Below are 25,789 nucleotides of genomic sequence, written 5' to 3'. Positions count from 1 at the left end.
CGGCAGTCTTGGCCTGCGCGAACCAGCGCGCGGGCCAGAATGTTTAACCTTCGTGTAACCCTTTTCCGAGCACGGATCCACAAGCCCTTGTCGAGGCTTGGAAAACCGGCGGCGGACCGCTCAGAAGTCCTCGACCGCCAGCACCCCGCCCAGTGATTTCACCGCGCCCTTGATCTCCGGGGTCACCGGGAAGTCCTGCTGCAGGTCCATCTCGACCTCGCCCGGCAGCCCGTGATCGGCAAGGCAGAGCCGCACCGGGCCGCGCCCGGCCTTGGGCATCTGCTCGGCGGCACGCGACAGCACCGAGGCGATCTGGTTGATCGCGCTCGCCCCCTCGATCCAGATCTTCAGCCCCGTGGCGCCCGCGCCCGCGACCACCTGCTCGACCGGCCCCACCGAACGTGCCAGCAGCTTGAGCTGGTCGCTCTCCATGGTGGCCTCGACGGTGATCACCACCTTCGAGCCGGTCTCGAGAAACTCGCGGCTCTTCTCCAGCGTCTCGGAGAAGAGCGTCACCTCGTAGGCGCCGGTGGGATCGGAAAGCTGGGCAAAGGCGAAACGGTTGCCCTTGGCCGACTTGCGCTCCTGCCGCCCGGCGACGACGCCCGCGAGTTTCGCGATGCACGGACCGCCCCGCGCCTTGTTGGTCGCCTCCTCGAGGGTCATCACGTCGCGCCGCTTCAGCGCCGGCATGTAGTCGTCGAGCGGGTGGCCCGAGAGGTAGAAGCCGATCGCCTTGAACTCTTCCGACAGCCGCTCGGCGGGCAGCCAGTCGGGCACCGGCGAAAGCCGCGGCTCAGGCAGATCGTCCCCGGCCTCGCCGAAGAGCGAGACCTGCGCCGAGGCCTTTTGCTCGTGGATCGCGGCGGAATAGGCGACCAGCGCGTCGAGGCTGTCGAACACCCGGCGGCGGTTCTTGTCGAGCTGGTCGAAGACACCCGCGCGGGCCATCATCTCCATCGGGCGCTTGCCGACGCGCTTGAGATCGACCCGGCGGGCCACGTCGAAGAGCGTGGTGAAGGGCGTGTCGCCCCGTCCCTCGACCACCAACCGCATGGCATCCAGTCCGACGTTCTTCAATGCCCCCAGAGCGTAGACCAGCTCGCCGTTCACCACGTCAAAGCTCGCCTGCGAGCGGTTGATGCAGGGCGGCACGTAGGGCAGCTTCAGCCCGTTCTTCATCTCGTCGAAATAGACCGCGAGCTTGTCCGTCAGGTGGATATCGCAGTTCATGACACCGGCCATGAACTCCACCGGGTGGTTCGCCTTCAGCCAGGCGGTCTGGTAGGAGACCACCGCATAGGCCGCCGCGTGCGACTTGTTGAAGCCGTAGTTGGCGAATTTCTCCAGAAGGTCGAAGACCTCCGAGGCCTTCTTCTTGTCGACGCCGTTCTCGGCCGCGCCCTTCTCGAACTTCGGACGCTCGGCGTCCATCGCCTCCTTGATCTTCTTGCCCATGGCGCGGCGCAGCAGGTCGGCGCCGCCGAGCGAGTAGCCCGCCATCTCCTGCGCGATCTGCATCACCTGTTCCTGGTAGACGATGATGCCCTGCGTCTCTTCGAGGATATGATCGATCAGCGGGTGCACCGAGGTGATCTCGCGCAGGCCGTTCTTGACCTCGCAATAGACCGGGATGTTCTCCATCGGGCCGGGACGGTAGAGCGCCACCAGCGCCACGATGTCCTCGATGCAGGTCGGTTTCATACGCTTCAGGGCATCCATCATGCCCGAGCTTTCCACCTGGAACACCGCCACCGTCTTGGCGGCGGAATAGAGCTCGTAGGTCTTTTCGTCATCCAGCGGGATGAGGTTCATCTGGTTCTCGGCGCCCTCGGGAGGGGCGTAGAGCTCGGTGCCATCGGCGGCGACATGGATCGGGCGGCCCGACTTCAGGATCAGGTTCACCGCGTTCTGGATCACGGTCAGCGTCTTCAGGCCGAGGAAGTCGAATTTCACCAGCCCCGCCTGCTCGACCCACTTCATGTTGAACTGGGTGGCGGGCATGTCCGAGCGCGGGTCCTGGTAGAGCGGCACCAGCTGGTCGAGCGGGCGGTCGCCGATCACCACGCCCGCGGCGTGGGTCGAGGCGTTCCTGAGCAGCCCCTCGACCTGCTGGCCGTAGGTCAGCAGCCGGTCCACCACCTCCTCGTTGCGCGCCTCCTCGCGCAGCCGCGGCTCGTCCTGCAGCGCCTTCTCGATGGAGACGGGCTTGACCCCCTCCACCGGGATCATCTTCGAAAGCCGGTCGACCTGGCCGTAGGGCATCTGCAGCACCCGGCCCACGTCGCGCACGGCGGCCTTCGAGAGCAGCGCGCCGAAGGTGATGATCTGGCCGACCTTGTCGCGTCCGTACTTCTCCTGCACGTAGCGGATCGTCTCTTCGCGCCGGTCCATGCAGAAGTCGATGTCGAAGTCGGGCATCGACACACGCTCGGGGTTCAGGAAGCGCTCGAACAGCAGCGAGTAGCGCAGAGGGTCGAGGTCTGTGATGGTCAGCGCATAGGCGACGAGGCTGCCCGCGCCCGAGCCCCGGCCCGGACCGATGGGGATGTCATTGTCCTTGGACCACTTGATGAAGTCCGCAACGATCAGGAAGTAGCCGGGAAAGCCCATGCCCTCGATGATGCCAAGCTCGAAGTCGAGCCGCTTCTGGTACTCCTCGACCGAGACCGCGTGCGGGATCACCGCGAGCCGTGCCTGCAGCCCCTCGTTGGCCTGACGCCGCAGTTCCTCGACCTCGTCGTCGGCGAACTTCGGCAGGATCGGATCGCGCCGGTAGGCCATGAAGGCGCAGCGCCGGGCGATCTCGACGGTGTTCTCCAGCGCCTCGGGCAGGTCGGCAAAGAGCGTCGCCATCTCCTGCGGGCTCTTGAGGTAGTGCTGCGCGGTCAGCCGGCGGCGCGGCTCCTGCTGGTCGACATAGGCACCTTCGCTGATGCAGATCAGCGCGTCATGCGCCTCGTACATCTCGGCCTTGGGGAAATAGACATCGTTGGTGGCGACCAGCGGCAGGCCCATCTCGTAGGCCATCTCCACATGGCCCCGCTCCGCGATGCGCTCCTCGGGGGGCAGGCCGTTCTCGCCGGGATGGCGCTGCAGTTCGACGTAGAGCCGGTCCTCGTAGATCTGGTGCAGCCGGGTCAGCAGGGTCTGCGCCGCGGCGCGGCGGTTCTCGCGCAGGTGCCGCCCGATGGGGCCGTCGGGACCACCCGAAAGGCAGATCAGCCCTTCGCCATAGGTCTGCAGATCGTCCAGCGTCACATGCGGCTCCTGCCCGTCACCACGCAGGTAGAGGCAGGAGTTGAGCTTCATCAGGTTCTCGTAGCCCTGCTCGTTCTGCGCCAGGAGCACGATGGGGGCGGGGGCCTTGGGCTTTTCTCCCGGCACCGGCTCGACGTAGAGCAGATCAACCTGGCAGCCGATGATCGGCTGCACGCCCGCGCCGCTGGCGGTCACCGAGAACTCCAGCGCGGCAAAGAGGTTATTGGTGTCCGTCACCGCCACGGCGGGCATCTCCATGGCCTCGCAGAGCCCGGGCAGCTTCTTCAGCCGCACGGCGCCTTCGAGCAAGGAGTATTCGGTATGGACGCGGAGGTGGATGAATCGGGGATCGCTCATGGCGCTTAGAGTATTGCGCGGCGGCGGGCGGCGAAAGCCCCCGCGTGGCGGTGCGCGCGCCCAGGGTGATGCAGGCTTACCTCATTTAGAAAGCAAGGCAAATTCCCGGAGAAAGTGAATTGTCGCGGCGCCGTTGATGGCGCAATCCTGAAGGCGGGAGCGCGGTACGAGTGAGCGAAAGATCGGCATGGCACGGCGGAGCGAAGGGTATACGGGCGGGGCACAGGAGCGTCTCGCGCCCCGGGGCGCCCTATCGACCCGTCGTCGGGCCCTGCATCTTGCCGCAGCGCTGGCACCGAGGCTGACCGGCCGGCTGCTTGCGCGTCGCTACCTCAGCCCCGCCTCGCATCTCGACACGGCCCATGTCGCGCGCCACGGGGCGGAACTGGTCCCGCTCGGCGCCGAGGCTGCCCTGTTGCGGCACGCGGCCCTGCGCGGCGGGGCACCGCGCGTGTTGCTCGTGCCCGGACACGACGGTCACGTTCGGCAATTCTCCCGGCTGGTGCGCGACTTGCGCCGGGCTGGGGCGGCGGTGGACCTGCTGATCCTGCCGGGCCACCTGCACCCGGCTCGCACGCTCTGCAGCCTTGCCGATATCGTTCCCGCGATCCGCCTCTGCCTCGACGAGCACGGTCCCTATGATGCCGTCGGGGCCCATTGCGTCGGCGCGCGCAGCCTGCTCTTCGCGCTGGGCGAGGGGCTTGCCTGCCCGCGCGCCGCCCTGATCTCGACACCGGTCGATCTGCCGGCGCTGATCCGGCTGGGCGGTACGCAATACGGTCTGGAGGGCGCGGCGCTAGGGCAGTTCGAAGCCGGGGTGGCGCGGCTCTGCGCACCCTATGATCCCGGAACCGACTGGCGGCCGCCAGCCATGGCCCGACGCGGCGAGACGCTGGTGGTCCACGCGCGGCACGATTACGCGGCCCCCGTCGCGGGTGCTTGTGCGCTGTCAGAGGCGATGCCCGGCGCGCGGCTCGAGGTCTTTGAGGAGGGAGATCACAACACCATCCTCAACCACGCCCCGGCGAGCCGGATGCTGGCGGAGTTCCTTGCCGGGGGCTGATCGCCGCAGGGCGGCAACCCCGCGCGGTCATGCGCAAATTTGCGCCTCTGTCGTGGCGTCTGCCTGCCAAACGGGCAGATTTTTCTTGCCAAGCTGGAAAGCCGCCGCCTAGCGTTGGGGCAAAGAGACAAGAATCCGCGCGCCTTCTACGCCGCATCGAGGGCGCGCACCGGGGATATGATCAATGGTAAGGCGGCGGGTCATCAAAATGGACATCTCCTTTCTTCTGAACGGGGAAAGCGTGGTGCTGCGCGACGTGTCTCCCACGCGCACGGCGCTCGACTGGCTGCGCGAGGAGCGCGGGCTCCGGGGCACCAAGGAGGGCTGCAACGAGGGCGATTGCGGCGCCTGCACGGTGATGGTCACCGATGCGCGCGGCAGCCGGGCGGTGAACGCCTGCATCCTGTTCCTGCCGCAGCTGCACGGCAAGGCGTTGCGCACGGTCGAGGGCATCGCCGGCCCCGACGGCACGGCGCACCCGGTGCAGCAGGCAATGGTCGATCACCACGGCTCGCAATGCGGCTTCTGCACGCCCGGATTCGTGGTGTCGATGGCCACGGCGCATCTCAATGGCGACACCGGCCACGACGACGCGCTGGCGGGCAACCTCTGCCGCTGCACCGGCTACGCGCCCATCGTCCGCGCCGCCGAGGCCGCGGCAAGCGCGCCCGTGCCCGAGTGGATGAGCGCCGAAGGAAATCTCCTGTCGGACCGCGCCGCTCTGGCTTCGGCTCCCGAGACCGCGCCCGAAACCGCCGACGCGCTGGCGCGCCTTTACGAGGCCACCCCCGACGCCACGCTGGTCGCGGGCGCCACCGATGTCGGCCTCTGGGTGACCAAGCAGCTGCGCGAGCTGGACAAGGTGATCTTCCTCCATCGCTGCGCTGACCTGCAGCAGATCGACGTCTCGGAGGAGGCGATCCGCATCGGCGCGGGGGTCACCATGGACCGCGTCCTCACGCTGATGAAGGACCATTACCCCAGCTATGCCGAAATGCTGCGCCGCTACGGCTCGGCACAAGTGAGGGCGGCGGCGACGATCGGCGGCAATATCGCCAATGGCTCGCCCATCGGGGACAACCCGCCCGCGCTCATCGCGCTCGGCGCGACGCTGCACCTGCGCAAGGGAGGCACCCGGCGCGACATGCCGATCGAGAACTTCTTCCTCGACTACGGCAAGCAGGACCGCCAGCCCGGCGAGTTCGTCGAGGCGGTGACGATCCCGCGCAAGGCGGACCGGCTGCGGGTCTACAAGCTCTCCAAGCGCTTCGATCAGGACATCTCGGCCGCCTGCGGCGCCTTCTGGATCGAAGTCGAGAACGACAGGGTGACCGAGGCCCGCATCGCCTTTGGCGGCATGGCCGGAACACCCAAGCGCGCCCCCCATGTCGAGCAGGCGCTGATCGGCAAGCCCTGGACCGAGGATACGGTGATGGCGGCGTCGAGGGAGTTCGACGCGGACTATCAGCCGATGAGCGACATGCGCGCCAGCGCCGGCTACCGGCTGGAGGCCGCGCGCAACATGCTGATCCGCTACCTGATCGCCGATCTCGGCGTGGCCACCGATGTGCGCGGGGTGCGGGCATGAGCGTCTCCAAACCGCTGCCGCATGACGCGGCCCCGCTGCATGTCTCGGGCAAGGCCCGCTACATCGACGACATCCCGGTGCCGGCGGACTGCCTGCACCTCGCCTTTGGCCTGTCGACCATCGCGGCGGGCAGGATCACCGCGATCGACCTCGGCGCCGTCCGTGCCGCCCCCGGCGTGGTGAAGGTCTGGGAGGCCAAGGACCTGCCCTCGGACTGCGACTGCTCGGCCTCGCTGCACGACGAGCCGCTGCTTTCGGACGGGACCATCCACTACCTCGGGCAGCAGATTTTCATGGTGGCCGCAACGAGCCACCTTGCCGCGCGCAAGGCTGCACGGCTGGCTAGGATCACCTACGAGCAGCACGAGCCGATCCTCACCATCGAACAGGCGCTGGCGGCGGACAGCCGCTTCGAGGAGGGCCCGCGCATCTGGGAAAAGGGCGATGCTGCCGAAGCGCTGAAAGCCGCACCGATCACGCTTGAAGGCTCGCTCGAAATGGGCGGGCAAGAGCATTTCTACCTCGAGGGGCAGGCAGCGCTGGTGATGCCGCAGGAGAACGGAGATCTGGTGGTTGCCAGCTCCACCCAGCATCCCACCGAGATCCAGCACAAGGTCGCCCACGCGCTGCACCTGCCGATGCATGCCGTGCGGGTCGAGACCCGGCGCATGGGCGGCGGCTTCGGCGGCAAGGAAAGCCAGGGCAATGCGCTGGCCATCGCCTGCGCCGTCGCGGCCTCGGAAACCAGGCGTCCGGCGAAAATGCGCTACGACCGCGACGACGACATGATGATCACCGGCAAACGGCACGACTTCCGGATCGACTACACCGTCGGCTTCGACGAGACGGGTCGCCTGCAGGCGGTGGACTTCCGGCAGTACACACGCTGCGGTTGGGCGCAGGACCTGTCGCTCGCCGTGGCCGACCGCGCCATGCTGCATGCCGACAACGCCTATGACATCCCGGCGCTGCGGGTCGAGAGCCACCGGCTGAAGACCAACATGCAAAGCGCCACCGCCTACCGCGGCTTCGGCGGTCCGCAGGGCCTCTTCGGCATCGAACGGGTGATGGATCACGTCGCCCACCACCTGAAGATCGACCCGCTGGAACTGCGCCGCCGCAACTATTATGCCGACCTCGCCCCCGCAGGGGCGGCAGCGGAAACTGCCCCCGCAGGGACGGCAGCGGAAAGCGTCCCCGCAGGGACGGCAGAGGAGAGCGTCCTCGCGGGGACGTCGGCCAAGGGTGTCCCCGCGGGGACAGAGCCGCTGGCGCATGACGACAGCGACGATCTCGCCTCGCGCGGGGCGCTCGCCGGCGCAGGCGACGCGCCGGCCGCGCCCTCGGCGCCACCTGTCCCGGACGCGCCGCAGATGACCCACTATGGCCAGCCGGTCGAGGATTTCATCCTCGGCGCGATGACCGCGAAGCTGGCTGAGACCAGCGACTACGCGGCGCGGCGCAAGGCGGTGGATGCGTGGAACGAGAGGAACCCGGCGCTCAAGAAAGGGCTTGCCATCTCGCCGGTGAAGTTCGGCATCTCCTTCACGCTGACCCATCTCAACCAGGCCGGGGCGCTGGTGCACGTCTACCAGGACGGTTCGATCCAGCTCAACCATGGGGGTACCGAGATGGGGCAGGGCCTGTTCCAGAAGGTCGCGCAGGTGGCCGCCGCGCGCTTCGGCGTGCCGCTCGAGATGGTGAAGATCACCGCCACCGACACCGGCAAGGTGCCCAACACCTCGGCCACGGCGGCCTCTTCGGGCTCGGACCTCAACGGCATGGCGGTGAAGGCGGCCTGTGACACGATCCGCGACCGCATGGCCGCGCATTTGGCCGAGCTGCACCAGGACCTGCCCGGGAACGTCCGCTTCGAGGGCGGCAGGGTGCATGTCGGCGGCACCGACATCCCCTTCGAGGAGGCGGCGGTGCTCTGCTACCAGGGGCGCGTGTCGCTGTCGTCGACGGGCTATTACAAGACGCCCAAGGTCGATTGGGACCGCATCCGCGGGCAGGGGCGGCCGTTCTTCTACTTCGCCTATGGCGCGGCGGTGACCGAGGTGGTGCTCGACACGCTGACCGGCGAGAACCGCATCCTGCGCGCCGACATCCTGCACGACTGCGGGGCCTCGCTGAACCCGGCGCTGGACATCGGGCAGATCGAGGGCGGCTACGTGCAGGGCGCGGGCTGGCTGACCACCGAGGAACTGGTCTGGGACGACAAGGGCGCGCTGCGCACCCATGCCCCCTCGACCTACAAGATCCCCGCCTGCTCGGACCGGCCCGAGGTGTTCAACGTGGCGCTCTGGGACGGGCGCAACCTCGAGGAGACCATCTACCGTTCCAAGGCCGTCGGCGAGCCGCCCTTCATGCTGGGCATCTCGGCCTTCCTGGCGCTGTCGGACGCGGTGGCCTCCTGCGGCGACGACTATCCCGACCTAATCGCCCCGGCGACGCCGGAGAACCTGCTGGCCGCAGTACGGAGGCTGCGCCATGGGGTTTGACCTTGCCGAGCTGAAGGCTGCTGTCGCCGCGCATGGGCGTGTCGCCCGCGTGGTGATCGCCGAGGTCTCGGGCTCGGCCCCGCGCGAGGTCGGCTGCGCCATGCTGGTCTGGGATGAGGACGGCAAGCTGCGCCAGAGCGGCACCATCGGCGGCGGCGCGCTGGAACTCATGGCCGCGGAGCAGGCGCTGCGTGGCCCGGGGCTCACCCGCCATCCGCTGGGGCCGGGGCTGGGGCAATGCTGCGGCGGTGCCGTGGTGCTCTGGACCGAGGTGTTCGACGCCGCGGCCGTCGCGGCGCTGGAGGGGCAGGAGATCGTTGCACGCGGGCAGGGCGCGCGCCCGCTCGCGGTGCAACGGCTGATCGATCGCGCCCGCGCGCAGGGTCGCGCGCCCGAGCCGCAGCTTGTGCAGGGCTGGATGGTCGAGCCGCTGGCGCGGCCCGCCCGGCAGCTGTGGATCTGGGGCGCGGGCCATGTCGGCCGGGCCCTGGTAGAGGTCATGGCGCCACTCCCAGAGCTGGCGATCACCTGGGTCGACACCGCGCCCGAGCGCTTCCCCGAGGCGGTGCCGCCGGGCGTCACCCTGCTGCCCGCCGCCGATCCGGCACGCGCGGTGCGCCACGCGCCGCAAGAGGCCGAGCATCTCATCCTCACCTACAGCCACGAGATCGACCTGCAGCTCTGCCATGCGCTGCTGACCCATGGGTTTGCCTTCGCCGGGCTGATCGGGTCGGAGACCAAATGGGCGCGTTTCCGCAGCCGGCTCAGAACGTTGGGTCATGCAGATGCCCAAATAGCTCGCATTTCTTGTCCTATTGGTCAAAAAACATACGGGCGTCACCCGCAGGCGATTGCCATCGGCGTGGCCGGACAGCTATTGGGGCAGAAAAAAGGGGACGGGACGGCGTGGCTACACTCCTCAGCATCCGGGGCCTGACCAAGGCCTACCCCGGCGTCGTGGCCAATGACGATGTCTCCTTCGACATCGGCAAGGGCGAGATCCATGCGCTGCTCGGCGAGAACGGCGCAGGCAAATCGACGCTGGTGAAGATGATCTTCGGGCTGGTGAAGCCCGACGCGGGCGAGATGGTGCTCGATGGCGCGGTCTATGCGCCCGGCAAGCCGTCGGACGCGCGCCGTTCGGGCGTGGCCATGGTGTTCCAGCACTTCTCGCTCTTCGAGGCGCTGGACGTGGCCGAGAACGTGGCGCTCGGGATGGAGAACCCGCCGAAGCCGCGCGACCTTGCGCGGCAGATCCGCGAGGTCTCGGAAACCTATGGGCTGCCGCTCGATCCCACGCGCACCGTCGGCACGCTCTCGGCGGGCGAGCGCCAGCGCGTCGAGATCATCCGCTGTCTGCTGCAGAACCCGCGCCTGCTGATCATGGACGAGCCGACCTCGGTTCTGACCCCGCAGGAGGTGGAGATCCTCTTTCAGACGCTGAACAAGCTGCGCGCCGAGGGCACCTCGATCCTCTACATCTCGCACAAGCTCGAGGAGATCCGCGCGCTCTGCGACGAGGCGACGATCCTGCGGCTCGGCAAGAACGTCGGCACCTGCACCCCGCGCGAAGTCACCGCCCGGCAGATGGCCGAGCTGATGGTCGGCTCGAGCTTCAACGCCCCCGAGGCACGGGCGGGCGAGAAGGGCGAGGTGCTGCTGCGCACCGAGGGGCTTTCGCTGCCCGCACCGGGTGCCTTCGGCACGCCGCTGCGCGAGGTCTCGCTCGAGGTTCGCGCCGGCGAGGTGCTGGGCATCGGCGGGGTTGCCGGCAACGGCCAGGACGAGCTCTTGATGGCGCTCTCCGGCGAGCGGCTGGCGCCGGCGGGCACGGTCTTCTTCAAGGGGCAGGACGTGAGCCGCCTCGGCCCCATCGCGCGCCGTGACGCCGGTCTGCTGTCGGGGCCCGAGGAACGGCTCGGCCATGCCGCGGCGCCCAACATGAGCCTGACCGAGAACGCCGTGCTCACCGGCGCGCGCCGCGAGGGGCTGGTGCAGGGCGGATTCATCGACTGGGGCAAGTCAAAGAGCTTCGCCGAGACGGTCATCGAGCGCTTCGACGTGCGCACCCCCGGGCCGGGCACCGCGGCGCGGGCGCTGTCGGGCGGCAACCTGCAGAAATTCGTCGTCGGGCGGGAAATCCTGCAAAACCCCGACGTCTTCATCGTCAACCAGCCGACCTGGGGCGTCGACGCAGCTGCGGCCGCCGCGATCCGCCAGGCGCTGCTCGATCTGGCCGCCAAGGGCGCGGCGATCATCGTCATCAGCCAGGACCTCGACGAGCTGATGGAGATCTCGGACCGCTTCGCGGCGCTCAACGAGGGCCGGCTCTCGCCCGCCCGCGCCGTCGCAGAGCTCGACATCGAGAAGATCGGCCTGATGATGGGTGGGGCGCATGACATGGAGGTGGCCCATGTCGATGGCTGACCCGCGGCGCTGCGCCGCCTGGCTGGCGCCGGTATTGCGCACTTGCGAAGAGAAGAAGCCGGTGGGCCTCTCCTTCGCCAGCGCTTCGTCTCTTTTCAAATACGCTCGGCGCGTCGGTGCATGCTGGGCGGCGCCGGTGGGAGGCCCGCAATGATCCGCCTCGAGAAACGTCCGCAGCCGTCGCGGCTCTGGACCATCGTGACGCCGCTTCTGGCCGTGGTGCTGACCATGGTGGTGGGCGGCATCATGTTCGCGCTACTCGGCAAGCCGCCGCTGGAGGCGATCCGCACGATCTTCTGGGACCCGCTGTTCCATCCGCAGTTCGCCGCCTACTCGCGGCCGCAGCTGCTGGTGAAGGCGGGGCCGCTGATCCTCATCGCCATCGGCCTCTCGATCGGCTTCAAGGCGGGGATCTGGAACATCGGCGCCGAGGGGCAGTACATCATGGGCGCCGTGACCGGCGCCGCCGTGGGGCTGGCCTTCTATCCGTCCGAAAGCGTGCTGCTCTTCCCGCTGACGGTGGTCGCGGGCGCGCTTGGTGGCTGGGCCTGGGCGATGATCCCGGCGGTGCTCAAGACCAAGCTCGGGACCAACGAGATCCTCGTGTCGCTGATGCTGGTCTATGTGGCCGAGAACATCCTCGCCTCGGCCTCGGCGAGCTGGCTGCGCAGCCCCGAAGGCATGGGCTTTCCCGGCTCGCGCAACTTCAAGCAATGGCCAGCGGTCCACAATGACGAGCTGATCGCCGGCACCGGCATGCATTGGGGCGTGGTCGCGGCCTTCATCGCGGTGATCGGTGCCTACGTGCTGATGGCGCGGCACATCCAGGGCTTCAACATCCGGCTCACCGGCGAGGCGCCGCGGGCGGCGCGTTTCTCGGGGGTGAGCCCGGCGCGGATCGTCTTTCTCTGTCTTGGCATCTCGGGCGCGCTGGCGGGCATGGCGGGGCTCTTCGAGGTCACCGGCCCGGCGGGGCAGATCACCATCGACTTCAACTCAGGGTATGGCTTCACCGCGATCATCGTCGCCTTTCTCGGGCGGCTGCACCCGGTGGGCATCTTGCTGGCGGGGCTTTTGATGGCGCTGACCTATATCGGCGGCGAGTTGGCGCAGCTGATGCTCGGCCTGCCGGGGGCGTCGATCCAGCTGTTCCAGGGGATGCTGCTGTTCTTCCTGCTGGCCACCGACGTCTTCACCAATTACCGCATCCGCTTTGCCAAGGGGGAGCTGGCCTGATGGATCCCGTACTTCTTGTCGCCTCGATCATGGTCTCGGCGACGCCGATCCTGCTGGCGGCCATCGGCGAGATGGTGGTGCAAAAGGCCGGGGTGCTGAACCTCGGGGTCGAGGGCATGATGATCACCGGCGCGGTGGTCGGCTTCGCGGCTGCGGTGAGCACCGGCTCGCCGGTTGTCGGGTTCCTGGCGGCGGCGCTCGCATCGGCGGTGCTCTCGCTGAGTTTCGGCTTTCTGACTCAGGTGCTGCTGTCGAACCAGGTGGCGACGGGCCTTGGCCTGACGCTGGTGGGCCTGGGGCTGTCGGCGCTGGTCGGTGCGGGCTTCGAGGGCGTTCGCGCGCCGGGCATGGGCAAGCTGTGGATCCCCGGGCTCGCCGAGATCCCGGTGATCGGCCCGATGTTCTTCCGCCATGACTTCATGGTCTACGTGAGCCTGCTGCTGGTCGCGGCTGTCTGGGGCTTTCTGAAGTACACCCGCGCCGGGCTGATCCTGCGGGCAGTGGGCGAGGACCACGAGAGCGCGCACGCGCTTGGCTACAAGGTGGTGCGGGTGCGCATGGCGGCGATCTTCTTTGGCGGGGCCTGCGCCGGGCTCGGCGGGGCTTACGTCAGCCTCGTGCGGGTGCCGCAATGGACTGAGGGGATGACCGCGGGGGCGGGCTGGATCGCGCTGGCCATCGTCGTCTTCGCCAGCTGGCGCGCGTTTGGCGTGCTGATCGGCGCGTATCTTTTCGGCGGCGTCACCGTGCTGCAGCTGAACCTGCAGGCGGCGGGGGCCAAGGTGCCCGTCGAGCTGCTGTCGATGTCGCCTTACCTGATCACCATCCTCGTGCTGGTGATCATCTCGGCCCGCGGGGTGCATGGCGCGCCCGGATCGCTGGGCCGCTCTTTCCACGCCTCCGCCTGAGCGGGGCATAGACCCAATCCGGGGACCCGGACAATGTTGAAGACAGGGAGTCCAACCACAATGAAACGCAGAACGCTTCTCGCCTCGGCCGCCGTCGGCCTCGCCCTTGCCGCCGCGCCGGCCTTCGCCCAGGACGTGCCGAAGATCGGCTTCGTCTATGTCGGCCCGGTGAACGACGGCGGCTGGTCGCAGCACCATCACGAGGCCGCGGTGAAGATGAAGGAGCACTTCGGCGACTCCATCGAGATGATCGAGCAGGAGAGCGTGCCCGAGGGGGCCGACGCCGAGCGCGTGCTGACCCAGATGGCGCTCTCGGGCGCCGATCTGATCTTCACCACCTCCTTTGGCTACATGGACCCGACGATCAACGTCGCGGCGAAGTTCCCGGACGTGAAGTTCGAGCACGCCACCGGCTACAAGACCGCCGACAACGTCTCGGCCTATTCGGCGCGCTTCTATGAGGGCCGCGCGATCACCGGCTACCTCGCCGGCGCGATGACCAAGTCGAACAAGATCGGCTACATCGGCTCCTTCCCGATCCCGGAAGTGATCCGCGGCATCAACTCGTCCTACCTGCACGCCAAGAAGGCCAACCCCGACGTCGAGATGTCGGTGGTCTGGCTGTCGACCTGGTTCGACCCGGCCAAGGAAGCTGACGCGACCCAGGCGCTGCTCGACCAGGGCGTCGACGTGGTGCTGGCGCATACCGATAGCACCGCGCCGCTGTCGGTGCTGGAAAAGGCCGGCGGCTTCGGCTTTGGCCAGGCGGGCGACATGTACGATTATGCGCCCGAGCCGCGCCTCAGCTCGATCATCGACGAATGGGCGCCCTATTACATCGACCGCGTACAGGCGATCATCGATGGCACCTGGGAGAGCCAGAACGTCTGGCAGGGCATCGGTGACGGCATGGTCGGCATCGGCGAGATCACCGGCCCGGTGCCGGAGGACGTGAAGGCCACCGTGCTGAAGATGAAGGACGACATCTCTTCGGGCGCCTACCATCCGTTCACCGGACCGATCAACAAGCAGGACGGCTCGGCCTGGCTCGCCGAGGGCGAAGTGGCCGACGACGGCACGCTGGCTGGCATGGACTTCTACGTCGAAGGGCTGACCGCCGAGATCCCGAACTGATCCGCATCGCCGGGTGAGAGGAACGCCGCCGGGATCTCCCGGCGGCGTTTTCTTTTGGCGCGGGGCGTGCTTCGCTGCGGGCGGCGCACGCGAGGGCCGTCGCCGGATTTGCGAATTTGGAAAGACAAGAAGGGCAGGCGATGCGCGGGGAACGGGTGGCGCTGGTGCTGGGCGCGGCGGTCTGGGCTGGGGGGCGGGCCTCGCCGACGTTGGAGCGCCGGGCGCTTCATGCGGCGGGGCTCTGGCGGTCGGGGGAGGTGTCTGCGATCCTCGCCTCGGGCGGTGTCGGGCGGCACGCCCCCTCGGAGGCGGCGGTGATCGCCCGGCTCTGCCGCGAGGCCGGCGTGCCGGAGGCGGTGCTGATGTTGGAAGAGCGCTCGACCAGCACCGAGGAGAACTTGCGGTTCTCGCTGCCGCTGCTGCGTGAGGTTGGGGCGGCAAGCGTGGTGATCGTCACCGACGGGTTCCACGCGCCCCGCGCCCGGCTGGCGGCGCGGCGGCTGGGGCTGGCGGCGCTGGGGCCGCTCAGCAGCGACTCGCCCCGCGTGCCGCTTTCGGCAAACCGGGTGAAGGCGGGGCTGCGGGAGGTGCCCGCGTACCTGTGGTACGCGCTGCGGCTGCGCGGCTGAGCGGGGAGGGGGTGCGGAGGCTAGAGAACGCCGATCTCGGCCAGAGCGCCGGCCAGTTCGGGCGGCAGCTCGTCATCGTCCTCGCGGGCGGCCGAAAGGTCGGGCGGCGCGTCCTTGGGATCGAGATAGCGCCAGCCCTGGAAGGGGCGGCGCGGGCTGGTGGCGACGCGGTGAATCTCGGGGTCGAGCACCAGCGCGCAATGCCGCGTGCCGTCGTGTCCGGTCACCTCGTCGAGCCGCAGCACGCGCTGGCGGCATTGGATCAGCCCCTTGAAAACCCAGTAGATCGAGCCGCCGTTGAGCAACTCTGCCTCGCGCTTCGGCCACATGCGGGTGATGTGGCAGGGCAGGCGGTCGGCAGTCTGCGCAGCGCGTCCGGATTGCCAGGCGGCCAGCGTCTTGACGCTTTCGGTGCCGACGCTGAGCTTGATCAGATGGGTGAACTTATCCACGGAATGCTCCACAGAGTCCTCAACAGGATGAGACAGATATTGTAGTCTTTGCGGCAGGAGCTTCAAGCAGTGGTAGGCTCATCGCTGAAAAACGTGTACCCTTACGTATCGCGCGTTCTTGCATCGGGCGGCGGTCGCGAGTAGGCACACCGCCCTGCCACCCCCTGCGCTGCGCTGCTGCCGCGCCCTCGAATTGACGAGCCAACAAGGAAGTCTGCTGCCATGACTCGCTTTGCCGCCCCCATCGCCGAACAGATCTGGGACATGAAATACCGCTTCAAGGAGGCGGACGGCACCCCGATCGACCAGAGCGTCGAGGACAGCTGGCGCCGCATCGCGCGCGCGCTCGCGTCGGTCGAGACGGATGCGGACGCCTGGGAAGAGAAGTTCTACGGCGCGCTCGAGGACTTCCAGTACCTGCCCGCCGGCCGGATCACCGCCGGCGCCGGCACTGCGCGCTCGGTCACGCTGTTCAACTGCTTTGTCATGGGCACCATTCCCGACAGCATGTCCGGCATCTTCGACATGCTCAAGGAGGCCGCGCTGACCATGCAGCAGGGCGGCGGCATCGGTTATGACTTCTCGACCATCCGTCCCAAGGGCGCGCATGTGGCGGGCGTTGCCGCCGACGCCTCTGGTCCGCTGTCGTTCATGGATGTCTGGGACGCCATGTGCCGCACGATCATGTCGGCGGGCTCGAGGCGCGGTGCTATGATGGCGACGATGCGCTGCGACCACCCGGACGTGGAGCAGTTCATCTCGGCCAAGGCGGACAGCGCGCGGCTGCGCATGTTCAACCTTTCCGTGCTGGTCACCGATCCCTTCATGGAAGCGGTGAAGGCGGACGGATCGTGGGACCTGCAGTTCGACGGCAAGGTCTACCACACGGTCAAGGCGCGCGACCTGTGGAACAAGATCATGAAGGCCACCTACGATTATGCCGAGCCGGGCGTGATCTTCATCGATCGCATCAACAAGGCGAACAACCTCAGCTACATCGAGCAGATCGCCGCAACCAACCCCTGCGGCGAGCAGCCGCTGCCGCCCTATGGCGCCTGCCTGCTGGGATCGATCAACCTTGCGCGGCTGGTGGACACGCCTTTTGAAGCCGGTGCAGAGATCCCCGAGTCCAAGCTCGACGAGCTGGTCGCGCTGGCGGTGCGGATGATGGATAACGTCGTTGACGCCTCGAACTTCCCGCTGCCGCAGCAGGCCGAGGAAGCCCGCAACAAGCGCCGCATCGGCCTTGGCGTCACCGGGCTTGCCGACGCGCTGCTGATGATGGGGCTGCGCTACGGCACGGAAGAGGCCGCCGCGCAGACGGAAAGCTGGCTGAAGCGGATCGCCCGCGCGTCCTATCTCGCCTCGGTCGAGCTGGCCAAGGAAAAGGGCGCCTTCCCGCTCTTCGACGCCGAGAAGTTCCTTGCCTCGGGCAACATGCTGCAGATGGATGACGACGTGCGCGAGGCGATCCGCACCCATGGCATCCGCAACGCGCTGCTGACCTCGATCGCGCCCACCGGTACAATCTCGCTCTACGCCGGCAACGTGTCCTCGGGGATCGAGCCGGTGTTTGCCTACGCCTACACCCGCAAGGTGCTGCAAAAGGACGGCACCCGCACCGAGGAAGAGGTGGTCGATTACGCCGTGCAGATGTGGCGCGACAAGTTCGGCGATGCCGAGCTGCCGGACTATTTCGTCAACGCGCAGACCCTGGCCCCGCTCGAGCACGTTCGGATGCAGGCGGCGGCGCAGAAATGGATCGACAGCTCGATTTCCAAGACGATCAACTGCCCGGAGGACATTTCCTTCGAGGGCTTCAAGGACGTCTACATGGAAGCCTACGAGACCGGTTGCAAGGGCTGCACCACCTACCGCCCGAACGACGTGACCGGCTCGGTCCTGTCGGTTTCGGAAAAGACCGAGAAAACCCCGGCAGAGACGCCCGCCGTGGTCAACGAGAGCGATGGTGGTGGCGCCGAGGTGGTCTATATGTCCGAGCCGCTCGACCGGCCGCAGTCGCTCGAGGGGCACACCTACAAGCTCAAGTGGCCCGACAGCGAGCACGCCATTTACCTGACGATCAACGACATCATCGTCGGTGGTCACCGCCGTCCGTTCGAGGTCTTCATCAACTCCAAGAACATGGAGCATTACGCCTGGACCGTGGCGCTGACGCGGATGATCTCGGCGGTCTTCCGCCGCGGCGGAGACGTCTCCTTCGTGGTTGAGGAGCTCAAGGCGGTCTTTGATCCGCGCGGCGGCGCCTGGGTGCAGGGCAAGTACATCCCCTCGATCCTCGCGGCGATCGGCGGAGTGATCGAGAAGCACCTCGTCGCCACCGGCTTTCTCGAGGGCGAGGGCAAGGGACTGAAGGCCGACCCGACGGCGAAGGTCGTGGGCCTCGATGCACCCCGCGGCAAGGCCTGCCCGTCCTGCGGCCAGTTCTCGATGATGATGGTCGAAGGCTGCATGACCTGCTCGAGCTGCGGTCACTCGAAGTGCGGCTGAGGAGCTGAGGGGTCAGAGTCATGTAGGACCCACTAAATCTTGTCCATTTCCGGGGTAATTTGTCCATTCCGGCACAGGATTAATGACCATCGGCTGCGCCGCGGCCGGTGGTTTCTTTTTATATCAATGGCTTGCGCATCTGGCGGATTTGCGGCCTTTAATGCGCCGTCGGAGCGCTCAGTCCTGGTGGGCGCCGTTGACGGCCAGCCGCGCTTTCGGCATCCCTCAGGGCAAATCCGGCCGGGTTCTTTCCAACATCCCCCTCCAGCAGAAGCTCTGCCTGAGGGCATGGCGCAACGCGCCAGAAAGGACCGCCATGACGAAGATCAAGTTCATCGATGCCCGCTTCGCTGATCCCGACGAGAACGAGTTCGCCCTTAAGCGCCGCTTCGAGTGGCATCTGCGCAAGCTCCGTGCCCTTCAGGACGGGGTGTCCCCAAAGGTTCCGGGAGACTTTGAGGATGAGTTGCGCTGGAACGAGGACCTCATCGCCGTGCCGCTCTCGGAAAAGGACCGCAACAAGGTGCTGCGCCGTGCGCGCCGGGTAATGGGCGCGCGTGCCAAGGCTTCCGGGCTCAGCCATCTCAACTCGGATGACCGGCGCGCGCTCGAGGTATTCCGCTGCGGGGCGGACCTAGTCGGCATCGCCAGCGACCACCGCGCCGATGAGATCGCAGCGGCCATTCATGCCGAGATGCCCTGGATGGGGGTCGCCACTGACTTCCTCTGGAAGGCGATGCGCCGCTCGGTGCGGGTGGGGGAGCCCGGATTCCGTCTGCCACCCGTGCTGCTCGACGGCCCGCCGGGGATTGGCAAGAGCGTGTGGTCACGCGAGCTCGGGCGCCATCTCGGGGTGCCGCGCTGTGGCATCGAGGGAACCGCAGAACAGGCCTCTTTCGTCGTCAACGGCTCACAACGCGGCTGGGGCTCGGCATTCCCTGGGCGGCCCCTGCAGACCATCGTGCAGAGCCTCTGCGCGAACCCGATCGTGGTGATCGACGAGATCGAGAAGGCCGGGACGCCGACCTCGACCAAGGGGCAGGCCTACGGCTTGGCCGACGGGCTTCTGCCGCTGCTGGAGCGATCGTCTGCCGTGGCATGGAAGTGCCCCTATTACCAGGTCGGTTTCGACATGTCCTGGATCAGCTGGGTCCTGACCTCGAACAGCCTGAGGACGCTTCCGGCCCCATTCCTGAGCCGCCTGGACATCCTGCGCCTCGCCGGCCCCGGCAAGAGTGATCTCATCTCCTTCGCGGAGCGCGAGGGCGCACGACGGGGGCTGTCTGATGCTGCCCTGGGCGCCATCTGCGAGGTGATCGACCAGATTGCTGAGGCGCATGAGATCAATCTGCGCCACGTGTCCAGGATGCTGTCGAGGGCGGAGGCCATGGCAAGCAGCCCACTGTCGCATTGAGTGGTCGAGGCGAGCGCGCCTTAGGTCGGCCAAGACCAAAGTAGTCGCTTGGGCTGATGGCCGCAGCTGGCGGGGGGGGGCAGCCCAAGCGGCATTCGTGCCAGGCGCAACTTTACGCTAGGCGCCCACACGAAGGGCGTATTTCGTTGAAAAACTCGCGCTTGATCGAGGGGCGTGGTGCTGATTCAATTCTGCCAATGGGCGGGAGGGTCGGCGATGATGGGACCGAAGCAGGAGGCACAACCGGCGCTGTTCTACGAGTTCTCGCTTGAAGATCACGTCCCCCAGGACCACCTACTTCGATCCATCGACCGGTTCGTCGATCTGAGCAGCGTCCGTGCCCATCTTGCAGATTTCTACAGCCACACCGGCCGTCCCTCCGTCGATCCCGAGTTGCTGATCCGGATACTGTTGGTCGGCTATTGCTTCGGCATCCGTTCGGAGCGGCGGCTGTGCGAAGGGGTGCATCTGAACCTGGCATACCGCTGGTTCTGCCGCCTTGACCTGAGTGATCGGGTCCCGGATCACTCGACGTTTTCGAAGAACAGACACGGCCGGTTCCGTGACAGCGAGCTATTGCGGCATCTGTTCGAGACGACCGTGGCCCGGTGCATCGCGGAGGGCCTGGTCAGCGGCCAGCGCATGGCGGTCGATGCCAGCTTGATCGAGGCGGATGCGAACAAGCAGAACTCGACGCCGAAGGAGGATTGGGACGTCTCGCAGATTGATCCAGCCGATGCGCCCCGCGCGGTTCGCGAGTATCTGGACACACTGGACGAGGCCGCGTTCGGGGCCGCCAGCGAAGTGCAGCCCAAGTTCACCTCGCATTCCGACCCAGCCAGCCAGTGGACCGCGGCTCGTAAAGGACCTGCGTTCTTCAGTTATTCCGACAACTACCTGATCGACACGGATCACGGGGTCATCGTCGATGTCGAGGGTGAGGCGGAAAAGAAATCGATCCAGTGAATCGATTTCCCGCCGAACCGATCGATCCGGCAGGCCGAGGTCGGATCGACCAAGACTATGCTGGATCGGGTGAAGACCAGGTTCGACCTGCATCCCGAGCGCCTGATCGCCGACACAGCCTACGGCACCGGACCGATGCTGGGCTGGCTGGTCGATCGCAAGATCACCCCGCATATCCCCGTCATCGACAAGTCGGGGCGCAATGACGGGACCTGGAGCCGGGCGGACTTCGAGTGGGACGCCGAGAATGACCAATACGTCTGCCCCGAGGGCCAAGAGCTGAAGCAGTTCCGGCGGAACTATTCCGATCCGAACCGGGGGCCGACCAGCGAGGGCCGGGCCAAATACCGCGCCCTGAAACTGACCTGCCAAGCCTGCCCGTCCAAGGCGAAATGCTGCCCGAACGCCGATGCCAGAACCATCACCCGCGAGAAACACGAAGACGCGCGCCAAGTCGCGCGCGACATCGCCGCGACGGAGCAATATGCAGTCTCGATGAAGCTCCGGAAGAAGGTCGAGATGCTGTTCGCGCACCTCAAGCGCATGCTCGGCCTCGGAAGGCTGCGACTACGGGGGCCATGCGGCGCAAACGACGAATTCCTGCTTGCCGCCACCGCCCAGAACCTCCGCAAGCTGGCCAAGATCCTTCCCGCACCGCAGCAACTGGGGAAAGCCTGACAGGAAAGGCATTCACGGCCGCCTCAGGCGGGGAATTGCTGCGGTCGCGAACAGGTGTTTTTCCACGGAATCGGCGGGGAGCGGCCGTTCGCTGCACTCAGCCCGAAGGTCGGCGAAGCGCAAAAAGCTTCCTGTACGACCGCAAGGTGCCCTCAATACAGCAGCTGATACTCAGGCAACATGATCTGGTGGCTATGATTGCCCGGACTGAATTTCGCTTTCCAGTTCATCAAGTCGAGCGGCTGCGCTAAAAATACCGCTCCGGACATTAGCGTTGTTGCCCACCTCCTCATAGATGTCGCGAAGAAGGTCGAAAATTGGGTCGGTCGGTTCGAAACCATCTGGCAGACCGCGAATACCGCGAACGACCTGAAAGTCGTTGAACCTTTGACGCAAGTCGTCAATGCGACCAGCCTGCAAGTCCGCGACCACGTCAAGGATCGCACCACCGGGCCGTTCGAACGCGGATCTCTGCCCTCGAAGGCGTTCTAGGGCATTTGCTTTCGAGACCCGGTAGACAGCATTCGTGGCATCAAGCGCCTCGATTGCTCCGTCGATGTTCCCGCCCGCTAGCTTGACGAAGTGGAGAAGCGGCAGCCATTACCGCTGAACTTTGGCTGATATGCAGACATATTCGAGTGGGGCGCGGACTGCATCGTGGCTCAGGTAGGCCTTCAGCACGGCGTCAGCGTCCAGCGCCCGCCCCTCAACGCGCTCGACGACTTGCCCCTCAGGGTCCACGGCATGAACATCACCGACCAACCTCAGAGCACGAGCGCCAGCGCGTTCCCCAAACTCTCCTTCACGAATGAAATCAAGTTGATCGGCCAAGGCACGGTCAATAACGATACGCTTTGATCCTGCGTCCATCTCTCCCTTTTCAGTGTCTACGATCAACGCCCGATCCGCTCCGATTTCGCTTAGGCGCGACGCGCTGGCCAGCAAGCTGTGCGTCGCCGCTCGGTCGCGTTCGCGCAGCATGGTCAGAAGATCACCGAATTTGATCTTTCCAGACTGACCCGGATAGCGGAATAGGATCGCCCCGTCTTCAAGCCCATTCGCATCGCGACAGACGACCACCGGCGGTGTGGGGTACTTTTCAACTAAGAGCACGCCCACGGCCTGGCCTCCGATCGAAATCACATCCTTCGAAAAGGAGGGTGTCGGTGTCAGAAGCGTCTTGGCCTTGTCCGTGATCCTCACGATGTCGGCATCTTGGAATGCCGTATCGGACATTCCCACAACGCGACATTCGGGGTCGCCGACGCCGATAAAGACGAAGCCGCCTCGGTTGTTCGCCAAGGCTGCAATAGCACGGATAATAGGCTCCATCCGACGCGGATCGAACTGGACCTTGCATTCCTGTTCGGACGTCTCGCCATCCGCAAGATACCAGTTGCCATCGTCGCGCTGGACGAACCTCGCTTGCGCTCTCTCGGCCATCGTCGGCTCGCGTTGTTCCCTACCTTCAATCACAACGCCCACTTCGGCGGGTGCGAAGGTAGCTAGGTAGGCATCTAACAGGCTGCTGAAAAACTCCTCCCTCGACGCCTGTCGCGGAACATGATTCACCGTCGCCACTACGATGGCGACGGAGTGTGGGATGCGTGGATCAGATCAGGTGACGGGCTCGCTGTTCAGCTACGTCGATCTCGAGGAGCGCATTGCGACGCGCCACCCGCTTCGCAAGATCAGGACCGTCGTCAACGGTGCGCTGCGCTCGCTGAATGCCGAGTTCGAGCGGCTCTACGCGGGTGAGGGCCGCCCCTCCATCGCGCCGGAACGGTTGATCCGGGCCAGCCTGCTGCAGATCCTCTACTCGATCCGCTCCGAGCGGCAACTCATGGAGCAGATGGATTACAACCTGCTGTTCCGCTGGTTCGTGGGTCTTGGCGTCGACGATGGCGTCTGGGTCCCGACCGTGTTCACGAAGAACCGCGACCGGGTGCTGACCACGGACATGTCGCGCAAGATCATGGCCGCCATTCTGGCGCATCGCGAGGTGGCACCGCTGCTCTCGGACGATCATTTCTCGGTCGATGGCACCCTGGTGAAGGCATGGGCGTCTATGAAGAGCTTCCAGCCGAAGGAAAGGGCGACGTTGGGCGGGGACGAGGGTCCCGGCGATCCGCCCGATACCAGCGGGCCGCCCACATCCTCCTCTGACCAGACCACCGCCGAGCCCGATCCAATGACCCGCCCCACACGCCGCAACCGCAACGCCGAAGTCGACTTCCGTGGCGAACGACGCTCGAACGCGACCCATGCTTCGATGACCGATCCGGAGGCCCGGCTGTTCAAGAAGTCCCTCGGCGCCGGCGCCATGCTGTGCTTCATGGGGCATAGCCTGATGGAGAACCGCTCCGGCCTGATCGTGCAGGCCGACCTGACGCGGGCGGACGGCCACGCCGAGCGGCGTGCTGCCATCGACATGCTTCACCGCCACTCGCCCGGTTCGACCCGGCGCCTGACCCTGGCGGCAGACCGCGGTTACGACAGCGCCGACTTCGTCGCCGAGCTGCGCCAGATGGTGGTTACGCCGCACGTCGCCCAGAAGTCCCGACACTCCGCCATCGACGGCAGAACCACCCGGCACCCCGGCTACGCCCAATCGCAGCGGCGCCGGAAGAAGATCGAGGAACCTTTCGGCTGGGTCAAAACCGTCGGCGGCATGGCGCAGACCCTGTACCGCGGGATCGAGCGCGTGCGGGCCCGCTTCACCTTGGCGATGGCAGCCTGCAACCTCCCGAGGCTGCCGAAACTGCTCGCCAACTGAGCCGGCAAGCGGCTACTCGGACTGCCGGTTCGCAAACCAGGCTGCATCGAGCTCCTGCTCAAGGGAAACACTTCCTCACGGCAGACTTTTTCAGCGGCCTGCTAATGCGGCATCCGTCCCTCTGGCACCTCGGGTCCATAGTCGCCAGATCGTATCCCTGTGATCCGGCCCGAATTGACCGGGCGATCCTGCCTGTTGAAATAGAACTGAATGTCACGGTCGCGCATTCCCCGGCGCAACATTGCCTTGATCAGGCCGATTTCTTCATCCGTAATTGACCTGCGCGGCATACTCTCAAATACCCATTACGTTGCACTTGTCCGGCGATGTGCGGGAAGATGGTCAATGACGGTTTGGTGGGTCTCATCCACCCAGAAGTAGTAAATCCGCAGGCATCTTTTGGGATCACGCACGTTGCCGCCATTTTTCACATGCCAATCAACGTCGTAGCGCCTTCCCTTCCAGTCTGCCGAATAGGTATCCCCGCCACATGGTGAATTCAGGATACCGTTCTCTATCGGCACGTCCCTCAGGCTTCCCCCGCCATTGATGCGCCGCTCATGTTGAACGGTCGCCAGCCATGCGATTGCGCGAGCGACTTGCGTCACGTCTTCAAACTCGGGGGAACGGGCCATCCTTCGGGCCGCCGGGGTCAGCAACACCTTGTCGGGATAGGTTTGGTCGAGCCAATCGGTGAACTCTGACCATTTCTGCGGCAGCGGTGGCTCTTCTGTTGGGGTCTCAACACCCTCGGCCAGCGCAGCCTGCAACTGCCTGACTCGGAACAACAAAGAGCGGTTTTCTTGCTCGGCGGCCTGCGCGCGATCCTCTGCGGCCTGAACCTCCGCGATATAGCCATCGATCTCTTTGTCTTTCTCCTCGACCTGTTTTTCCAGACTCTCGACCAACTCTTCCGCAGTCTTCAGAAGTTCCTCGTCCGGTGCTGCTTGGTTAGAAAGATCGGTCTTGCGAAGCTTTCTGCTCGCGCTACGAACCGCCGCAAAGTCAAGCACATCTTTGCCGAGACGCGTTTCCGAGATGCTGACCTCGGCGGCCAATGCACGCAGACTGCGAACACAGGCGGAACCGCCATCGGTTTTTCTCAAGTCGGCTTCCAAAAACAGGCGATGGCGGAATGGGTCGTCAGTTGCGGAAAACCCCCTCATATAAGCGCGCACCCCACCATTGAACACGGAGCGATGCTTTCCGAAGCGCTTGGTCAGAACCCAAGTCAATTCGGCAGGAACCAATACGATCCGGGCAAGGCCAGCGACAGCTTTGGCCAACACCGCGGTGTCCATATGGGATTGGTCGCCGATCTCTGGCATGGCAACGACAAAGATCGGCAGCCGGCGCTCCCCGTCTTCCAGATGATCGCAAAGGTCTTCGGCGTCATTTTCCGTTTGTATCGTCACCGGCTCTGCAAAGAGTTGCCGAGCTCCCCGGACCAGTCCCGGTGCCTCGATCATCTGCAAGACCGGCCCCGGCACGTGGGGTTCAATCGTGAAATCCGGCTCGGTCGTGCTGACAATCAAGCGAAGGCTGACATATGGGCGACCGCCGACTTCGCCACCAATGACGATCTCTGTGGACCAGACGCGTCCAGCAACGTTCTTGTCCGGGTCTTCCGTCCGCAGCGCCCAGAGGTCGAGCGCGTCGTTCTCGATCCGCACCGCCGTGCTGCTGCGTCCACCCACTGGCAGGTCAAAGTCCTGCAAGTCCCATGCGGCCTTGGGGAGCGCGCGCCCGGCCCGCTTTTTTGCCCATTTCAGCGCTTCTTTCCGCGCAGCCTCGGCAGAGGCCGCGTAGTCCTCCCCCTCAAGCTGCGCCGAGACCCGGAGGATTTCGATGTCGCGCACCGCGCGGGGCATCCGTTTAGATAGTG

General features: G+C 66.0%; 17 protein-coding genes and 1 pseudogene. 14 read left to right on the top strand and 4 right to left on the bottom strand.

The window, feature by feature from the left end:
• Nucleotides 1-120 precede the first annotated feature (120 nt).
• A complete protein-coding gene (gene dnaE / locus CEW88_RS13215; RefSeq protein ID WP_108967889.1) occupies nucleotides 121-3,618 on the bottom strand; it encodes a DNA polymerase III subunit alpha in 3,498 nt (1,165 codons plus the stop codon).
• A 187-nt stretch (nucleotides 3,619-3,805) separates the two neighbouring features.
• On the opposite strand from dnaE, the gene CEW88_RS13210 reads away from it, so the two are divergent.
• The 9 genes from CEW88_RS13210 (at nucleotide 3,806) to CEW88_RS13170 (ending at nucleotide 15,107) form a co-directional block, all read left to right on the top strand.
• Nucleotides 3,806-4,681: an alpha/beta hydrolase gene (locus CEW88_RS13210; RefSeq protein ID WP_108967888.1), complete on the top strand. Its 876-nt coding sequence runs from the start codon at nucleotides 3,806-3,808 to the stop codon at nucleotides 4,679-4,681.
• 208 nt (nucleotides 4,682-4,889) lie between these two features.
• Complete coding sequence (gene xdhA, locus CEW88_RS13205; protein ID WP_108967886.1) at nucleotides 4,890-6,269, top strand: xanthine dehydrogenase small subunit; 1,380 nt, start codon at nucleotides 4,890-4,892, stop codon at nucleotides 6,267-6,269.
• Complete coding sequence (locus CEW88_RS13200; RefSeq protein WP_108967884.1) at nucleotides 6,266-8,773, top strand: xanthine dehydrogenase molybdopterin binding subunit; 2,508 nt, start codon at nucleotides 6,266-6,268, stop codon at nucleotides 8,771-8,773. The genes xdhA and CEW88_RS13200 overlap by 4 nt, the downstream gene beginning before the upstream one ends.
• The gene (gene xdhC, locus CEW88_RS13195; RefSeq protein WP_108967882.1) at nucleotides 8,763-9,710 is read left to right on the top strand and encodes a xanthine dehydrogenase accessory protein XdhC; all 948 of its coding nucleotides are present in this window, start codon (nucleotides 8,763-8,765) and stop codon (nucleotides 9,708-9,710) included. The genes CEW88_RS13200 and xdhC overlap by 11 nt, the downstream gene beginning before the upstream one ends.
• Entirely contained in the window at nucleotides 9,680-11,200 is a 1,521-nt protein-coding gene (locus tag CEW88_RS13190) for an ABC transporter ATP-binding protein (RefSeq protein ID WP_108967880.1), read from the top strand. Before xdhC ends, CEW88_RS13190 begins: the two co-directional genes overlap by 31 nt.
• Before the next feature lie 150 nt (nucleotides 11,201-11,350).
• The gene (locus CEW88_RS13185; protein WP_108967879.1) at nucleotides 11,351-12,436 is read left to right on the top strand and encodes an ABC transporter permease; all 1,086 of its coding nucleotides are present in this window, start codon (nucleotides 11,351-11,353) and stop codon (nucleotides 12,434-12,436) included.
• Nucleotides 12,436-13,344, top strand: a complete 909-nt coding sequence (locus CEW88_RS13180) for an ABC transporter permease (protein WP_108967877.1) — start codon at nucleotides 12,436-12,438, stop codon at nucleotides 13,342-13,344. The genes CEW88_RS13185 and CEW88_RS13180 overlap by 1 nt, the downstream gene beginning before the upstream one ends.
• Before the next feature lie 60 nt (nucleotides 13,345-13,404).
• Nucleotides 13,405-14,478 carry a BMP family ABC transporter substrate-binding protein gene (locus CEW88_RS13175; RefSeq protein ID WP_108967875.1) on the top strand — a complete coding sequence of 358 codons (1,074 nt, stop codon included), beginning with the start codon at nucleotides 13,405-13,407 and terminating at the stop codon, nucleotides 14,476-14,478.
• 140 nt (nucleotides 14,479-14,618) lie between these two features.
• Nucleotides 14,619-15,107, top strand: a complete 489-nt coding sequence (locus CEW88_RS13170; RefSeq protein ID WP_108967873.1) for a YdcF family protein — start codon at nucleotides 14,619-14,621, stop codon at nucleotides 15,105-15,107.
• A 20-nt stretch (nucleotides 15,108-15,127) separates the two neighbouring features.
• Here CEW88_RS13170 and CEW88_RS13165 read toward each other — a convergent pair whose 3' ends face one another.
• Complete coding sequence (locus tag CEW88_RS13165) at nucleotides 15,128-15,559, bottom strand: DUF1489 family protein (protein WP_108969791.1); 432 nt, start codon at nucleotides 15,557-15,559, stop codon at nucleotides 15,128-15,130.
• Nucleotides 15,560-15,781: 222 nt separating this feature from the next.
• On the opposite strand from CEW88_RS13165, the gene CEW88_RS13160 reads away from it, so the two are divergent.
• The 4 genes and pseudogenes from CEW88_RS13160 (at nucleotide 15,782) to CEW88_RS13145 (ending at nucleotide 21,620) form a co-directional block, all read left to right on the top strand.
• Nucleotides 15,782-18,070 (top strand): adenosylcobalamin-dependent ribonucleoside-diphosphate reductase, encoded by a 2,289-nt coding sequence (locus CEW88_RS13160; RefSeq protein ID WP_108967871.1) that lies wholly within the window; start codon nucleotides 15,782-15,784, stop codon nucleotides 18,068-18,070.
• Between the two features lie 82 nt (nucleotides 18,071-18,152).
• Nucleotides 18,153-19,484, top strand: a complete 1,332-nt coding sequence (locus tag CEW88_RS13155) for an AAA family ATPase (protein ID WP_254694499.1) — start codon at nucleotides 18,153-18,155, stop codon at nucleotides 19,482-19,484.
• A 216-nt stretch (nucleotides 19,485-19,700) separates the two neighbouring features.
• A pseudogene (locus CEW88_RS13150) lies at nucleotides 19,701-21,128 on the top strand (transposase).
• Nucleotides 21,129-21,326: 198 nt separating this feature from the next.
• Nucleotides 21,327-21,620: a hypothetical protein gene (locus tag CEW88_RS13145; RefSeq protein WP_108967868.1), complete on the top strand. Its 294-nt coding sequence runs from the start codon at nucleotides 21,327-21,329 to the stop codon at nucleotides 21,618-21,620.
• Nucleotides 21,621-21,728: 108 nt separating this feature from the next.
• Here the strand turns inward: CEW88_RS13145 and CEW88_RS13140 are convergent, their stop codons facing one another.
• Entirely contained in the window at nucleotides 21,729-22,571 is an 843-nt protein-coding gene (locus tag CEW88_RS13140) for an AlbA family DNA-binding domain-containing protein (protein WP_108967866.1), read from the bottom strand.
• Nucleotides 22,572-22,731: 160 nt separating this feature from the next.
• On the opposite strand from CEW88_RS13140, the gene CEW88_RS13135 reads away from it, so the two are divergent.
• Entirely contained in the window at nucleotides 22,732-23,904 is a 1,173-nt protein-coding gene (locus tag CEW88_RS13135) for an IS5 family transposase (protein WP_108967864.1), read from the top strand.
• A gap of 305 nt (nucleotides 23,905-24,209) precedes the next feature.
• Here the strand turns inward: CEW88_RS13135 and CEW88_RS13130 are convergent, their stop codons facing one another.
• The gene (locus CEW88_RS13130; protein ID WP_108967862.1) at nucleotides 24,210-25,763 is read right to left on the bottom strand and encodes a hypothetical protein; all 1,554 of its coding nucleotides are present in this window, start codon (nucleotides 25,761-25,763) and stop codon (nucleotides 24,210-24,212) included.
• Nucleotides 25,764-25,789: the final 26 nt, after the last annotated feature.

This window comes from Alloyangia pacifica (assembly GCF_003111685.1).
GTDB lineage: Bacteria > Pseudomonadota > Alphaproteobacteria > Rhodobacterales > Rhodobacteraceae > Salipiger > Salipiger pacificus_A.
This window is presented reverse-complemented; position numbering and strand designations above follow the sequence as displayed.